Origin of the sequence: Pseudomonas sp. LG1D9 (assembly GCF_002949995.1) — a bacterium.
GTDB classification, from domain to species: Bacteria; Pseudomonadota; Gammaproteobacteria; order Pseudomonadales; family Pseudomonadaceae; genus Aquipseudomonas; species Aquipseudomonas proteolytica.
On record NZ_CP026881.1, the window covers coordinates 1,385,448 to 1,400,976 of the forward strand.

At 61.8% G+C, this 15,529-nt stretch carries 12 protein-coding genes; 5 read left to right on the plus strand and 7 right to left on the minus strand.

Going from position 1 to position 15,529, the window contains the following annotated elements; all coding sequences use genetic code 11:
- Positions 1 to 279 precede the first annotated feature (279 nt).
- The 5 genes from C5F71_RS06720 to C5F71_RS06740 form a co-directional block, all read right to left on the minus strand.
- A complete protein-coding gene (locus C5F71_RS06720) occupies positions 280 to 762 on the minus strand; it encodes a CS1 type fimbrial major subunit (RefSeq protein WP_092238445.1) in 483 nt (160 codons plus the stop codon).
- A 5-nt stretch (positions 763 to 767) separates the two neighbouring features.
- A complete protein-coding gene (locus tag C5F71_RS06725; protein ID WP_092238043.1) occupies positions 768 to 1,529 on the minus strand; it encodes a pilus assembly protein in 762 nt (253 codons plus the stop codon).
- Positions 1,530 to 1,588: 59 nt separating this feature from the next.
- Entirely contained in the window at positions 1,589 to 2,827 is a 1,239-nt protein-coding gene (locus C5F71_RS06730) for a hypothetical protein (protein ID WP_240160325.1), read from the minus strand.
- A gap of 8 nt (positions 2,828 to 2,835) precedes the next feature.
- Positions 2,836 to 5,355, minus strand: a complete 2,520-nt coding sequence (locus C5F71_RS06735; protein ID WP_104910851.1) for a TcfC E-set like domain-containing protein — start codon at positions 5,353 to 5,355, stop codon at positions 2,836 to 2,838.
- Positions 5,356 to 5,474: 119 nt separating this feature from the next.
- The gene (locus C5F71_RS06740) at positions 5,475 to 5,972 is read right to left on the minus strand and encodes a CS1 type fimbrial major subunit (RefSeq protein ID WP_104910852.1); all 498 of its coding nucleotides are present in this window, start codon (positions 5,970 to 5,972) and stop codon (positions 5,475 to 5,477) included.
- Positions 5,973 to 6,468: 496 nt separating this feature from the next.
- On the opposite strand from C5F71_RS06740, the gene C5F71_RS06745 reads away from it, so the two are divergent.
- Both C5F71_RS06745 and C5F71_RS06750 read left to right on the plus strand, forming a co-directional pair.
- Positions 6,469 to 7,041 (plus strand): PadR family transcriptional regulator, encoded by a 573-nt coding sequence (locus C5F71_RS06745; protein WP_070995723.1) that lies wholly within the window; start codon positions 6,469 to 6,471, stop codon positions 7,039 to 7,041.
- Positions 7,038 to 7,805 carry a siderophore-interacting protein gene (locus C5F71_RS06750; RefSeq protein ID WP_104910853.1) on the plus strand — a complete coding sequence of 256 codons (768 nt, stop codon included), beginning with the start codon at positions 7,038 to 7,040 and terminating at the stop codon, positions 7,803 to 7,805. Before C5F71_RS06745 ends, C5F71_RS06750 begins: the two co-directional genes overlap by 4 nt.
- Positions 7,806 to 7,962: 157 nt before the next feature.
- On the opposite strand, the gene C5F71_RS06755 is transcribed toward C5F71_RS06750, so the two are convergent.
- Entirely contained in the window at positions 7,963 to 8,586 is a 624-nt protein-coding gene (locus C5F71_RS06755; protein WP_104910854.1) for a Pr6Pr family membrane protein, read from the minus strand.
- The gene (locus C5F71_RS06760; RefSeq protein WP_029297450.1) at positions 8,583 to 8,816 is read right to left on the minus strand and encodes a VF530 family DNA-binding protein; all 234 of its coding nucleotides are present in this window, start codon (positions 8,814 to 8,816) and stop codon (positions 8,583 to 8,585) included. The genes C5F71_RS06755 and C5F71_RS06760 overlap by 4 nt, the downstream gene beginning before the upstream one ends.
- Before the next feature lie 295 nt (positions 8,817 to 9,111).
- On the opposite strand from C5F71_RS06760, the gene C5F71_RS06765 reads away from it, so the two are divergent.
- From C5F71_RS06765 to C5F71_RS06775, 3 genes are all read left to right on the plus strand, one after another.
- Complete coding sequence (locus C5F71_RS06765; RefSeq protein ID WP_070995720.1) at positions 9,112 to 11,130, plus strand: TonB-dependent receptor; 2,019 nt, start codon at positions 9,112 to 9,114, stop codon at positions 11,128 to 11,130.
- 313 nt (positions 11,131 to 11,443) lie between these two features.
- A complete protein-coding gene (locus C5F71_RS06770; RefSeq protein ID WP_104910855.1) occupies positions 11,444 to 12,781 on the plus strand; it encodes a carbohydrate porin in 1,338 nt (445 codons plus the stop codon).
- A 100-nt stretch (positions 12,782 to 12,881) separates the two neighbouring features.
- The gene (locus tag C5F71_RS06775; RefSeq protein ID WP_104910856.1) at positions 12,882 to 15,293 is read left to right on the plus strand and encodes a glucose/quinate/shikimate family membrane-bound PQQ-dependent dehydrogenase; all 2,412 of its coding nucleotides are present in this window, start codon (positions 12,882 to 12,884) and stop codon (positions 15,291 to 15,293) included.
- The last annotated feature ends 236 nt before the right edge of the window (positions 15,294 to 15,529 follow it).

Consider the following 15,529-nt stretch of genomic DNA (forward strand, 5'->3'; position numbering starts at 1 on the left):
TTCGCCACCCAGCGCGGGGCAAGCCCGCTCGCCACAGGGACGGGGGGCAGCCGGTCAGGTTTTTTTGGAAACTTCGCAGCGGGCGGCGGGAGTACTACAGGACTTTTGTGGCCCGCAGACTTCTTGTGGCGAGCGGGCTTGCCCCGCGCTGGGCTGCGCAGCAGCCCCACTCCAGACGCCGTAGATATTTCTGGCACACCGCGCCAGTAGGGTTTGGGGCGGCTTCGCCACCCAGCGCGGGGCAAGCCCGCTCGCCACAGGGCGGGGTTTGAGTGCGGTTCAGGGGGCCAGGAAGTCGAACACCAGGTGCACTGTGCCGTAGTACTCGCCGCCGCGATATCCGTCATCGGGTTTTATCGCGGCGATGTCCAGTTCGGCGCGGCGGCCGGCGCGGGCGTCGTTGGCGTTGACCACTTCTATCGGGTCCAGGGTCAGGGCTACCCGGTTGAATTGCACCTGCAGGTCGATGCGGTTACGCCCGTTGTACAGGTACGGCTCGGCACCCAGGCGGGCCGCGACCCCGCCGTTGAGGTTTTTCACGTCGAAGTTCTTGCGCAGCCTGCCCAGTTGCTCGGTCACCAGGTTCCAGGCCAATAGTTGGTCCTGGCCCATCCAGTCCGGCTCGGACGGCAGTACATAGGCCTCATGCACCGGGATGGTCACCGAAACATCGAATGAGTGGCGCTCCTGGATTGCCGCGGTGTGGGTAGCCGCCAGCATGCAAGCCGCCAGTACACCGAGTCTTGTCAGTTGCTTGAACATCATCATCACCCGTTACTTTTCTCGACCTTCATCGGTTTTTTATCCAGCCCTTCCACCAGCACGAAGCTGTAGCGCCGGCCCGGTTTTTTCTCGAACTTCAATTGCCGCTCGGGCAGGATGTGGTGCTTGGTGGTAGGCACGCAGTCGGTGGCGTCGGTCACCGAGCAATCGTGAAACTCATCGAGCACCACGGTGCTGTTGCCGGCGTTGCGCAGTTGGTATTGATCGGTGGTGTCGTTGATCTGGGTATCAAACCGCGTGTCTTTGGGGCGCACGAAAAACACCGTGCCGTAGCCGGCCATCACGTTGATCCCGGCAGCGAGGTGGTCCTTGTAGTCGACGCGCTCTTCATCGGTGATGCCGAAGTTGTCGTCTTTTTCCGGAACCACGGGGATAAAGCGCAGGCGGAAATAGCGCTCCTTGTCACGCGGGCCCATGTACAACAGGCGCGTGCCCTGGCGGCCGTTTACCGGGACGATCAGCCGTGACGGGCTGGCCATCAGGCCGTCGCGGCTGGTAGTGGCGCCCTTGTCGTCGGTCATCGAAGCCACCGGAACTTCGCGGGTGGTGCCGTCGGCGTTGTAGACGATCTCCAGCACATTGACCTTGATGAACGCGGTGCTGGTGCCGCCATTGAATACACGCTTGAGGTAGGAGCTGCGATCGCCTTCGAGGTAGTCATACACCACCCCCACATTGATCAGCGGCCCGGCCTGGGCGGTGAGGGACATCAGGCTCAACCCGATCCATAACGCTGCTTGTTTCATGTTTACTACGCCTCATTGATTGAATGCGGCGGGCCCGGCCCGCCGGTGGTGCGGCGAGACTAAATCTCGGAATCCCAGATCACTGTCACCACGCCCGAGTAAGTGCTGCCCGGCTGGTTGAGCATGCCGGCCATGTCGTCCCGCAGGACTTCAAAATGCAGGGTGCCGGGACGGTCGTTGACGTAGAACAACGGCTGGAACAGATCGGTGCCGTCTCCGTCCAGGCGCAAGGGGCGTTTTTGCACGGCCTGGTTGCCACGCCCATCGATGCCGCTGGGCAGTGTCACGGCGATTTGCAACGGCACTTCATCGCCATTGGCGTTACGCAAGCCGCAGGTGTTGCCCATCACGATCGAGCACTCCAGCTGCATCTTGAAACGCGAACTGGCGGCGATGCGGAAGGTCTGGTCGCGGTACAGCCGGGTCGGCGCACGCCCACGGTTGAGCCAGGCTTGCCAGCCGCCCTCGGGGAGCAACTCGATGCGGTTGCCGCCCGGGGGGATATCGACTTTGAGGTCATGTTCCACCGACAGATTAAAATTCAGTGTCAGCTGGGAGTCGTTTGGAATGACTACGTCGCCAAAGTCAAAGTCCAGTCCTGGCCCCATGGTGTAAGTCAGGCTGCCCGTGTACTCACCCGATGACATGCTCAGCGGGTTGGGAGTCCTGAGCGCATAGGCGAATTCGAGCGTGCGATATTGAAAAAAGGTGATGGTGGTTCCGGGAAAACGACTGCATACACCCGCATTTTCCGGCACCAACCAGAAGAACAACGCTAACGTCGAATGCCCGGTAAGGAACCCCGTACTCTGGCAAGGCGCGGGCGCGTTCAGCCACTGTCCCTGCCAGGAAACACCTGGCCGTGCCCACGCGCTGGTATTTGGCCGAATATCCCAACGGTGCCCAATTCCGGCTATCCGTACCTGCACTGTCTCGACTTCACCGGTGCGCGTATGGGTCACCGGAACATCGCGCCACTGCGAAGGCACTTGCCACATGGCGCCTTTGCGCGGGTCTTCGTGATAGGCCTCGATGGGCGCAATGGCGTCCGCTCGAAACGAGTCATCAATGCGGATCGTGAAAATCCCCATCTGCTTGCATCGTGCAGGCATGTGCCCTTGGCAAATGCCTGTCACTGGTGTGGTGTTAACAAATTCGTTCTTGGTCGGATTTGCCGGGTCAGGTTTAAAGACGGCGGTGATGTTTTGGCTAATAGCGTTTGCAGGCTCAGCCAACACCGCGCCCAATAAGCCAGCCAACAACAGGCCAAACACATTTCTCTCAAACTGCTTTTTCATAAACGTCCTTAACCAGCGGTCTCGGTCTGGAATGTGTTTTCAGCCAGGGTGTCCGGCGTGCAGCGCAGGTCACCGATCATCAACACGTCGTTTTCATTGGCGGAGGTGGCCGGGTCGAGGCGGAACTGGCAGAGCAACTGGTTGCGGTAGCGCACTTCGAGGGTCGGTGAGCTGGCGCTCATTTCCATGGAGAAGAACCCGTCGACTTCGCTGACTCCACGGCTGGCGTGGTTGATCACGTGATGGCCCCTGAGCGGCTGGCCCTGGGCATCGAGCAGGCGCCCGAGCACTGACACGGTCTTCATCACGGTGATTTTTCGGTAGTCCACCCCGCCCTTGTTCAGGTGATAAGTGGTCCGCCCCGGCTGGATGTTGGCCGCCGGTGGGTGGTTACCCTCAAAGTCGAAGTTCACCGTGCTGCTCTTGTAGGCGGCCACCGGCACAAAGTTGCGCCCGGGCCGCAGGATCGCGCCGCCACCGCTGAAGTCGTCGGCACGCAAGGTGATCTCATCGAGGTCGGTCTCGACGTCGACGATCATCCCCGCGCCATAGGTCTGGTACTGGCTGGTCATCAGCATCTGGTCGCCACCGGCAACGAAGGTGCTGTGCAGGTTCAGGCCACCGCTGAGGTTGCCGTTGAACGAGCTGCGCTGGACGAAGCCATCACCGCTGACGACATCGCTGTCAAAGCTGGCCATGCCCGACAGGCCGACGCCGTAGGTGTCGGTGATCGCCGTGGCCGAGACGCTTTGCAGCAGGTGCTCGGTGAGGTCCTGGCGGTAGGTGACCGAAGCATTGTTATCGCGGCCACCGTCGCGGTCGGTACGGGTACCGATGCTGCCGGAAATCTGCCGGCCATCGCCGCCCAAGGCCAGGCTCACGGAGAGGTCCACGCCACGATTGCGCTGATCGCCGGTGCCAGAAGTGCCCGGTCGATCAAACACCGAGAACCGCCAGTTGGCGTCGCTGCCCCACAAGGTATCGCGCCGGCTCCAGCCCAGGTCCAGCCCGGTGCCTTCGACGTTGCCCTCGCTGTGGGACAGGCGCAGGTTCCAGGAATTTGTTGCGTCGACCCGTTGGTTGACCGAGAGCGCCGAGTTGCTGGTCTGGCCGACAAAGGTATTGCGCCGCAGACGCGTGCCGTCCGGCAGGGTTTCATAGGTGTCACGGGTGTCGAGCCAGCTGCGGTTATGGCTGAACACCAGGGTGGTGGCCCCCAAGGTATAGAGCCCCTGCAAGTCCATGCCCGTGCCGTGTTCGCGGGTCTGATAGAGGTTGGCAAAAAGGCTGGTGTTGTTGGCCACCGTCCAGTCTGCCGAGCCGCCGTATTGCAGTTGATCGCGCACTTCGCGCGCCGACAGGCCGAGGATCACCCGTGGGTGTACCAGGTAGTTGAGCGAGGCGCCGGCAGTAACCGCGCCGGACGACTGTTCGTCCCAATTGCTGAACAACTTGGTTTCGCGCCCGGCAAACACGTTGTAGCGCCAGCGGTCTTCGGCGTTGCGCCAGTTGCTGGGTTTGTAGACCAGCTCCTGGGTGGTGCTGACGGTCAGGCCATCTTCCACCAGGCGCACTTCGACTTCGTAGATGCCGCCGGGCAACGGTCGCGTGTCCAGGGTCTGCAAGCCTGCCGCCACCGCCTGGGTGTTGACTAGCAGGCCGTTGCGGTAAATCTCCACGGCGGCCTGGCGATTGGCGGTGACGTAGATCGGATAGACACTGGCCTTGGTGTTGTTGATCGCCAGACTGTCGGAGCTGCCGTACATGACACCCAGCGCCGTATCGGGGCTGGCGCCAAAGCTGCGCAACTGACGGGTCAGGCCATCGGAGTTGGGCGTGAAATGGCCCAGGCGCAAAAAGCGACCTTCCAGTTCACGTTGGGTGTAGAGCTCGTGAATCGCGTGGCGCAGTTGTTCTTCATCGCCACTCTGGCGCGCCAGTTGCAAATTGAACACCTGGGTCCAGTTGCCCAGGCTGGCACTGGCCTGCAGACCATAACGCCCGCCCAGGTCTTCATCCTCGCCGCCGTTGAGGTTGAGCTGGTTGTTGATAATCAAGCCTCGGCTGCCGCCTTCGGGCTGTGCGTGATAGCGCGGAGCGTCACCGCCATGTTCGACGTTCTGGGTGATGATCGACAGCAGCGAGCTTTCAAGGTTGTAGTGGGTGGACACCAGTTGCTGTGGGCATGACTGGGTACACGCACCAAGAGCAACACCACTGGCCAGCACCGCTTGCCAGATGTCGCGGGTGGCCGCCGGGACTTTGCTGTCGCCGGTGTCGGTGAACTCCAGCAACGTCACATGTTCGTCCTGCGACAGGGAAATCAGCGCCTCTCCCATGGGTTGCTGGTCCAGTTCAACCTGTACCGCCAACGGCACATCGAAGAAGTGATCGCTGAACCCGGCAGGCAAACCCTGGGCCTGGGTCATCAGACTGGCGGGCGTGACGGTACCTGGCGTGGGCGCGGCCACGGCACTCGTACAAATCACTAGCGCAAGCGCAACCGCGATGGGCGTCATCGGGAACATGAAAGGAATACTCTGAGGGCCAAGAGACAAAACAAAAAACCAGGCCGGCCTACGGGGAGAATCAGCCGGCCCGAACGCCAATGCCCGCGGGCGTACAAGCCCGGCGGGCACCTACACCATCAAGGTGTCGTTGGCAGCACCGCGTCGAACACCAACGCCACAGCGGAGGTGTAGGCACCGCGCTGGGTTGCCGAAGGCTTGGCTGCCACGATGCGCAGTTCAGCAGCGACGCCTGGGGTGGAGTCCGCTTCGGTGACGACTTCTTTAGGGGTGCCGGTCATCTCTACACCGTTAAAGCTGGTGGTCAGCGCAATGTTCTGTGCAACGTTGCCGTTGAACAGCACGGCCGGGCCGCCTTCGATGTAGGCGTGGACCGAGCCGTTGGTGTTTTTCACGTCGTAGACGGCGGTCAACGGCGCCAGCTCACCGCTGACAAGGTTGTAGCTCATGCTTTCATCGCGGCCGAAGTTAGGGTCACGTGGCTGCGCGTGGAACACGGTTGTCGGGATATTCGCCTTGATGTTGACGGTGTGGTTGGCTTCACCGGCGGCGAATGCCATCGACGAATTCAGCGCCAGGAGGGCCAGAGGGGCAGCAATTGCGAACTTCTTGAACATGGTGATTTCCTGTTTTCGGACAAGTTAGTGACCCACTGAAAGTTGAACCATAGATCCAACACACAATGAGAGCCGTCGCGATGAAACTTAAGTGATTGCAACGCGAGGCAGATGATCCACCAACTTTAAAAACAGATATGCAAGGCAGTTCCCACGCTGCCGTAGCCAATAGATACAGGATAACTCGGAAAAATATGGCACTTTGCCAAAACTTTAATTTCTTCCGTAGGATACAGACTACATGAATGGTTACAGCGAATACGCAATGAAAAGTCCGTAAGAACGGTACCACAAAAGCAACTAACCAGTAATGTAACCCAGCCAATGAAAGTTTGAGCTTTAGCTCTAATACTAGTTATGAAGCGCAACTTATGGGGAATAAATTAACTTGGCGCTCGGTTCGTCCGCCCACGGATGACCGTTGGTCACCTGCCTCTGGCCGGAACTTAAGATATATCTTACGTTATGTCTAAACCACACAGCAGAGAGCATGACAATGAGAGACCCTCATTCCCACCGTGAACCCGGTGACGACCGCGACGGCTTCGAAAAACGCCCAGGCCGCGAACGCGCTGGTCGAGGCCCACGGGTCTTCGCACCCGGCGACCTGAAGCTGTTGCTACCAGCGTTGATCGCCGAACAGCCGTGCCATGGCTACGACCTGATCCGCCAGATCGAAGGCCTGTTCGATGGCGCCTACAGCCCCAGCCCCGGGGTGATCTACCCCACCCTGACCTTCCTTGAAGAAAGCGAACTGATCACCGGCGACGCCCAGGCTGGAAAAAAACGCTACACAATCACCGACGCCGGACGTCTGTTCTTAAGTGAGCAAGCCATTGCGCTGGACGGTGTGCGCATGCGCATTGATGTCAGCAAACGCTCATTGCGCGGCCACGACCGACCGCCGCAAATCCACGAGGCGGTGCACAACCTGCGCCATGCCTTGCAGTTGCACCACGGGCGCTGGAGCCCGGAAGAAATCACCCGCGTCGCGGCGCTGCTCAACAGCACCGCCCAAGCCATTGTGGATGGCCCGGCCGTCCCACCTGTACAGGGGAAAACCCTATGAGTACGCCTGTCATTCACCGAGTGAGCCACGAGATCAAACGCCGGCGCCTGGAGGTGCTGCGCGTGGTCGACATCACCCCGCGCATGCGTCGTATCACCCTGGGTGGCGAGCAGTTGGCGGGGTTCGTCAGCCTGGGTAGCGATGACCATATCAAGCTGCTGTTCGCACAGAACGCTGCCGAGCTGGCGGCACTGGAAAGCCCGACATTCAGTGTCAAGGGCGAGGGGCCACAACCGGCGATGCGCGACTACACCCCGCGTCGGATCGACTTGAGCCGCGGCGAGTTGGATATCGACTTCGTGCTGCACGGCGACGGCCCGGCCTCCACCTGGGCCGAACAGGCCAAGCCCGGCCAGCACCTGCACATTGCCGGCCCCCGCGGGTCGATGATCGTGCCGGACATCTTCGACAGCTACCTGCTGGTGGGCGACGAAACCGCCATCCCGGCCATCGCCCGCCGCCTGGAAGAACTGCCGGCAGGGCGCAAGGCGCTGGTGGTGATCGAGATTGCCGATGAGCATGAAAAGCAGACACTCGACAGCGCAGCCGATGTGCAGGTGACCTGGGTGGTGCGTGGCCAGGATGAGTTGCTCGGCACCGTACGCGACCTGCAAGTGCCAGAAGGCTCGTTGTATGCCTGGGTCGCCACCGAGACCAAGCTGTCGCGCCAGGTACGCCGGGTGCTGCTTGACGAGCACAAGCTCAACGATGAGTTCGTCAAGGCCGTGGGTTACTGGCGTGCACAGGGCAGCGACGAGGAATAGCCCTTCTCCAGGCAGACAGAGCTGCTGTGGCGAGCGGGCTTGCCCCGCGCTGGGCTGCGAAGCAGCCCCCTCTAGTTCAGACACACCGAGCCAGCAGGGTTTGGGGCGGCTTCGCCACCCAGCGCGGGGCAAGCCCGCTCGCCACAGGGGTTTTGAACTACGCTGCCGGCTTCAGGATCTTGTCCAGGCCCACTAGCGCCAATGCCACCAACGCAAACCCCAACAGGATGCCCCCGGCATTCATAAACACCTGTGGATAACCCAGCGTCCCTACATCAATGAACGGGTACTGGTATTGCCCCAGGGCGTGCCCGCGCAGCAGTACATAAGCGAAGTACACCAACGGGTAAATCACCCAGTACCCGACGTGCCTGAGCCGCAGCGCGCCCTTGGGCACACAGAACCACCAGTAGCCCAGGAACAGCAACGGCATCACATCGTGCAGCAATTCGTCGGCGATAAACTGCCAGCCCTCGGGGCTCCACAAATGCCGCAACAGCAAGCTATACGCCAGGCCCACCACGACAATGCTCACCGCAATACCGCTGCTGACCGCCGGGCGCAGGAAAAACCGGCGTGCGGCCGACGGGCGATTCACCAGTGCATAACTCAACACCACAGCGGCCAGGGTGTTGGTCAGCACGGTAAAAAAGCTGAAGAAGTTCACCAGGCCGCCCAACAGGCTGGCATCGGCCATCCAGCGCGAATAGCCAATCAGGTACAGCTGGATCGTCAGGCCCGCCCAACCGGCCAGCGCTGCCCCTGCCACATATGCCCTCATTCCTGGGGGCGTTTGGTGCGCATCAACTTGACGTACAACCCTTCGACCTTTTCCCGCGCCCATGGCGTCTTGCGCAAGAACGTCAGGCTCGACTTGATGCTCGGGTCGTTCTTGAAGCAGCGGATGTCGATGCGCTCGGCAAGGCCTTGCCATTCGTAATGCGCCACCAGCGCGGTGAGCACCTGTTCGAGGGTAACGCCGTGCAGTGGGTTGTTGTTCGGTGCGGTCATGCCGGGCCTTTGCCAAGTAAATGAAGAAGAAGCCGCGCACCTTAGCCGAGGTGCCAGGCCGGTGGAAGCACGACCTTGATTGTAGCCCCACCCCCGCCCCCCTGTAGAAGCAAGCTTGCTCGCGAAAATCGTCAACGCTGAAGCGGGGCATCAGGTTTAACGCGGCGTCCTGAAGTTTTTCGCGAGCAAGCTCGCTCCTACAAGGCTTGTGAAAAGTTCCACTCCACGGCCCAAAAAGAGATGTTATATTGTAACTATAAATATCCAACTCTCTGCTCGACCAAGGAACCTCCCGATGTCCCTCTCCCCTCTCTGGCGCCTGACCCCGCTGGCGGCTGCCCTGTTGATCGGCTCCCAGGCCCACGCCCTGGAACTGCAACCCCAAGTCATCACCGGCAACCCCCTGGGCAGCCAGCAACTGGCCTCGCCCACGACGGTGCTGGAAGGCGATGACCTGACCCTGCAACAAAAAGGCAGCCTGGGCGAAACCCTGAACAAGCAGCCAGGGGTGTCGTCGTCGTACTTCGGCCCTGGCGCCAGCCGCCCGATCATCCGTGGCCAGGATGGCGACCGCATCCGCATCCTGCGCAATGGCGTCGGCGCGCTGGATGCCTCGTCGCTGTCCTATGACCATGCGGTGCCGCTGGACCCGGTCAACGTCGAGCGCATCGAGATCGTGCGCGGCCCGGCTGCCCTGCTCTACGGCGGCAGCGCCATTGGCGGCGTGGTCAACACCTTCGACAATCGCATCCCCACCGAAGCCATCGAAGGCATCCACGGTGCCGGTGAACTGCGCTACGGCGGCGCCGACACCACCCGCAGCAGCGCCGGCAAACTGGAAGCCGGTAACGGCACCTTCGCCCTGCATCTGGATGCCAGCGCGCGGGAATTCAACGACCTGAAAATCCCCGGTTACGCCCGCAGCCGCCACGCCCCCCAAAGCGAGAATGGCCCCGGCAAAAACGGCCGCCTGGGCAACAGCGACGGACGCCAGGACGGCGGCGCGGTGGGCGGTTCCTACACGTGGGACGACGGTTACGCCGGGCTGTCCTACAGCAACTCCGACAGCAACTACGGCTCCCCCGCCGAACAGGATGTACGCATCCGCATGCAGCAGGAGCATTACGCGTTCGCATCGGAGATTCGCAACCTGCAAGGCCCGTTTACCTCGGTCAAACTCGACGCCGGCTACACCGATTACGAACACCGCGAAATCGAAGGTGGCGAAACCGGCACCACCTTCAAGAACAAAGGCTATGAAGCACGCATCGAAGCGCGCCACCAGCCGATGGGGCCTTTCGATGGCATCGTCGGTGCCCAGGTCAGCCGTAGCGAATTCTCCGCCTTGGGCGAGGAAGCGTTCGTACCGCAGACCGATACCAATGCTGGCGCGCTGTTTATCCTCGAAGAAATGCAGGCCAGCGAACGCCTGAAACTGAGCCTGGGTGCACGCCTGGAGCACACCACCGTCGACCCGGACGGCAAAGGCAACGAGCGTTTCGCCAAGGCCAACAGCTCCAGCAGCTTCACCGCCGGCAGCCTGTCGTCGGGCGCTGTGTATACGCTGACGCCCATCTGGTCGCTGGCCGCGACCTTGGGCTACACCGAGCGCGCGCCGACTTTCTACGAGCTGTATGCCAACGGCGCCCACGTCGCCACCGGTACCTATGAAGTGGGTGATGCCAAGCTGTCGAAGGAAAAGGCCGTGGCCAGCGACCTGGCCCTGCGCTTTGACAATGGCACCCACAAGGGCAGCTTCGGCGTGTTCTACAGCCACTTCTCCAACTACATTGGCTTGCTGAACAGCGGCCGCACCTTGAATGACGAGGGCGAAGAAGACGCCGATGGCATCCCGGAATACACCTACTCCGGCGTACGCGCACGTTTCGTCGGCTTCGAAGCCCAGGATCACTGGAAACTCAGCGAAGGGGCCTACGGCAAATTCGCCCTGGAGCTGTCGGGCGACTACACCCGCGCCACCAACCTGGATACCGGCGAAGCCTTGCCGCGCATCGCCCCACTGCGCTTGAACAGTGGTTTGTTGTGGGAACTGGACCGCTGGCAGGCGCGCATTGATGTCGAGCACGCTGCCGGCCAGGGCCGTGTACCGCGCAACGAAAGCGGGACCGACGGCTACACCACCCTGGGCGCCAGCGCCGGTTATCGCTTCAACCTGGGCGGCAGCCAATGGCTGGCGTTCGTCAACGGCGAGAACCTGACCAACCAGACCGTACGCTATGCCAGCTCGATCCTGCGCGATATTGCGCCGGCGCCGGGGCGCAGTGTGCAGGTGGGCTTGCGTACAACCTTCTAACAGACACTGACCTGCAACCTGTGGGAGCTGGCTTGCCTGCGATAGCGGTGGGTCAGTCACTGAAAATAGTGACTGACCCACCGCTATCGCAGGCAAGCCAGCTCCCACATTAGTTTTGCGGTGCCTGCACCGACTGTTACCAAATCCGAAAGAATCCATCTTGCGATTAGCGCTTTCTCTCCCCGAGCCGGCGCTTTATCCTTGTCGGCAACAACCTGAAACGTTTCATCCGCCGCTCAAACCTGACCCGTTGGCACCCGCCAATCGCGGTTTGCGTACTAAAACCAAAAACTATTAAGACCTGCCCTTGCCTATGCCTGCTTTCCCAACACTGCGCCTGTGCGCTGCGCTGCTGCCTTTGTGCCTGATCACCTGCGCCCAGGCCGCGCCGGCCTTTGACCGTGAGTCCCCGTGGATGCTGGGTGATTTCGGCGGTTCCCGGACAGCGCTGTCTCAACAGGGCTACGACTTCAAGATCGACTACATCGGTGAGATGGGCAGCAACCTGCACGGCGGCTCGGACCACGACCGCACTGCGCGCTACAGCGATCAATGGGCCTTCGGCAGCCACCTGGACCTGCAGAAGATCCTTGGCTGGCACGACGCCGAGTTCCAACTGACGATCACCGAGCGCAGTGGCAATAACATCACCAACGATCGCATCAACGATCCGCGGGTCGGCGGCTTTACCTCGTCCCAGGAAGTCTGGGGCCGTGGCCAGACCTGGCGCCTGACGCAGATGTGGTACCAGCAGAAGTTCTTCGACCAGAAACTGGATATCAAGGCTGGGCGTTTTGGCGAAGGCGAGGACTTCAACAGCTTCCCCTGCGACTTCCAGAACCTGGCGTTCTGCGGCTCCCAAGTGGGCAACTGGGTCGGCGGCATCTGGTACAACTGGCCGGTCAGCCAATGGGCGCTGCGGGTCAAGTACCACCTGACGCCCGAGTTGTACGCGCAAATCGGCGCCTATGAACAGAACCCCTCCAACCTCGAGCGCGGCAATGGCTTCAAGCTCAGCGGCAGCGGCACCCAAGGCGCCCTGCTGCCGGTGGAGCTGGTGTGGACCCCGAAGATCCACGGCCTTGCTGGTGAATACCGCGCCGGCTATTACTACAGCAGCGCCAAGGCCAGCGACGTGTACAAGGACCGCAACGACCAGCCCGCGGCCGTCAGTGGCGAGGCCTACCGCAGCGCCTCCAGCAAGCACGGCGTGTGGCTGGGCGTGCAGCAGCAAGTCAGCAGCCTGGCCAGCGACAACACCCGGGGCTTGAGCGTGTTCGCCAACGCGACGATGCACGATAAGAAAACCAACGCTGTGGATAACTATGTCCAGGCCGGGGTGGTCTACAAAGGCCCGTTCGATGCCCGTGCCAAGGACGATATCGGCTTTGCCGTGGCTCGCGTCCACGTCAACCCGGCGTACCGCAAGAACGCCCAAGCCAGCAACCAGGCCCGCGCGGTGTACGACTTTGACGACGCCGCCTACCTGCCGGTGCAAGACACCGAATACAGCGCCGAACTCTATTACGGCGTGCACGTCAGCAACTGGCTGACGGTGCGCCCGAACCTGCAGTACATCCGTCATCCGGGGGCCGTCGCCCAGGTGGATGACGCGCTGGTCGGCGGGATCAAGCTGCAAGCGTCCTTCTGAATCGCAATAAACGCAATTAGCCCTGAACCAAGCCTGCGCGCAAACGTCATCTACAGTGAACAAGCGCGGGACTACCTTAAACGTCACGGAGAATCACACTATGAGCACTGATGGTGCTTCAAGTCCAAGCCGCCTGCTGCCCAGGCTGCTGGGGATCTTGCTGCTGATCATGGGCCTGGCCTTGTTGGCCGGGGGCATCAAGCTGAGCATGCTCGGCGGGTCGCTGTACTACCTGCTGGCCGGTATCGGCATCACCCTGACCGGCCTCCTGCTGCTGGCCACCCGCCGTGCGGCGCTGGGCCTGTACGCGGTGGTGCTGTTCGCCAGTACCGTGTGGGCCCTGTGGGAAGTCGGCCTGGACTGGTGGCAGTTGGTACCGCGCCTGGCCCTGCTGTTTGGCTTGGGTATCGTCATGCTCCTGCCGTGGTTCCGCCGCCCCTTGCTGCGTGGGCAACCTGCCCCGCTGGGCACTGGCGCGCTGAGCGTGGCCGTGGTGCTGGCCGGTGCAACCGCCGTGGCCAGCCAGTTCACCAACCCTGGTGAAATCAAAGGCCAACTGGACCGCGATGCGGTACCGGGCATGACCAATGCCGCACCGGCCCAGGCCGATGGCGACTGGAACTCCTATGGCCGCTCGGCTTTCGGTGACCGCTACTCGCCCCTGGCACAGATCACCCCGCAAAACGCGCACAAGCTAGTACCCGCCTGGACCTATCGCACCGGCGACCTGCCTGGCCCTGGCGACCCCGGTGAAACCACCGCGGAAAACACCCCGCTGAAAGTCAACGGCATGCTCTACGTGTGCACGCCGCACAGCCAGGTGATCGCCCTTGACCCGGATACCGGCAAGGAAATCTGGCGTTTCGACCCTAAGCTCTCGACGCAGAAAGCCGAGAACTTCAAGGGCTGGGCGCACATGACCTGCCGTGGCGTGACCTATCACGATGACGCCGCCTATGCCGCCACCGAGCAAAGCCCGGCCACTGACGCCACTGCGCCAGCCGCCAATGCGTGCCCGCGCCGGATCTTCCTGCCGACCGCCGACACCCGCCTGATCGCCCTGAACGCTGACACCGGCAAGATGTGCGAAGACTTCGGTGACAACGGCCAGGTCGACCTGGGCGCCAACATCGGCGCTTTCGCCCCAGGTGGCTACTACTCCACCTCGCCGCCCGCCGTTACCAAGAACCTGGTGGTGATTGGCGGTCACGTGACCGATAACGTCTCCACCGACGAGCCGAGCGGCGTGATCCGCGCGTTCGACGTGCACACCGGCAAGCTGGTGTGGAACTGGGACAGCGGCAACCCGGACGACACTACGCCGATTGCCGAAGGCAAGACCTACACCCGCAACTCGCCGAACATGTGGTCCATGTTCGCCGTCGACGAAAAACTCGGCATGCTCTACCTGCCGATGGGCAACCAGACCCCGGACCAGTTCGGTGGCTACCGCACGCCTGCGTCGGAACTGCACGCTGCCGGCCTGACAGCGCTGGATATCGACACCGGTAAAGTGCGCTGGCACTACCAGTTCACCCACCATGACCTGTGGGACATGGACGTGGGCGGCCAGCCGAGCCTGATCGACATCAAGACCGCCGCCGGCGTGAAACAAGCCGTGATGGCCTCGACCAAGCAAGGCAGCATCTACGTGCTGGACCGGGCGACCGGCGAGCCAGTGGTGCCGATCAACGAAATCCCTGTGCCGCAAGGCGCGGTGGCCGGTGATCACACTTCGCCAACCCAGCCCAAGTCCGACCTCAACTTCATGCCACCGCCCCTCAAGGAACGTGACATGTGGGGTGTGACCCCGTTCGACCAACTGCTGTGCCGGATCGACTTCAAGTCCCTGCGCTACGACGGCCCGTTCACCCCGCCATCGCTGCAAGGCTCGATCGTCTACCCAGGCAACTTCGGCGTGTTCGACTGGGGCGGCATCTCGGTTGACCCGGTGCGCCAGATCGCGTTCGTCAACCCGAGCTACATGGCGTTCAAATCGACCATGATCCCGGCCGAGAAAATCGCCGCCATGGGCCCGCGTGTCAGCGAGACCGAAGGCGTGCAGCCGAACAAAGGCACGCCATATGGCGTGGTCCTGGAAGCGATGCTCTCGCCAATGGGCCTGCCCTGCCAGGCTCCGGCCTGGGGTTATGTGGCAGCCGTGGACTTGACCAACAACAAGACCATCTGGATGCACAAGAACGGCACCGTGCGTGACAGCTCGCCGGTTCCCATCCCCCTGAGCATGGGCGTGCCAAGCCTGGGCGGGACCTTCACCACCGCCGGTGGCGTGTCCTTCCTCAGCGGTACCCTCGACCAGTACCTGCGTGCCTATGACGTGAAAAACGGCAAGCAACTGTGGGAAGGCCGCCTGCCTGCAGGCGCACAGACCACCCCAATGACCTACACCGGCAAGGACGGCAAGCAGTACGTGCTGGTCGTGGCGGGCGGTCATGGTTCCCTGGGGACCAAGCAGGGTGACTATGTAATGGCGTTCAAACTGGCCGACTAAGCCAGCCAGCAACAAAAGAGCCCCGCAATTGCGGGGCTTTTTATTTGCAATACAACTCAACTGTGGGAGCTGGCTTGCCTGCGGTAGGCATGGTTATCCACACCATTAAAACCAAGCAGATAGGGCTGTTGTGGCGAGCGGGCTTGCCCCGCGCTGGGCTGCGAAGCAGCCCCAGTCAGCCGAATGCGGTGTGTCAGATACTCCGCAGCGGCTGGTTCTGGGGCTGCTTCGCAGCC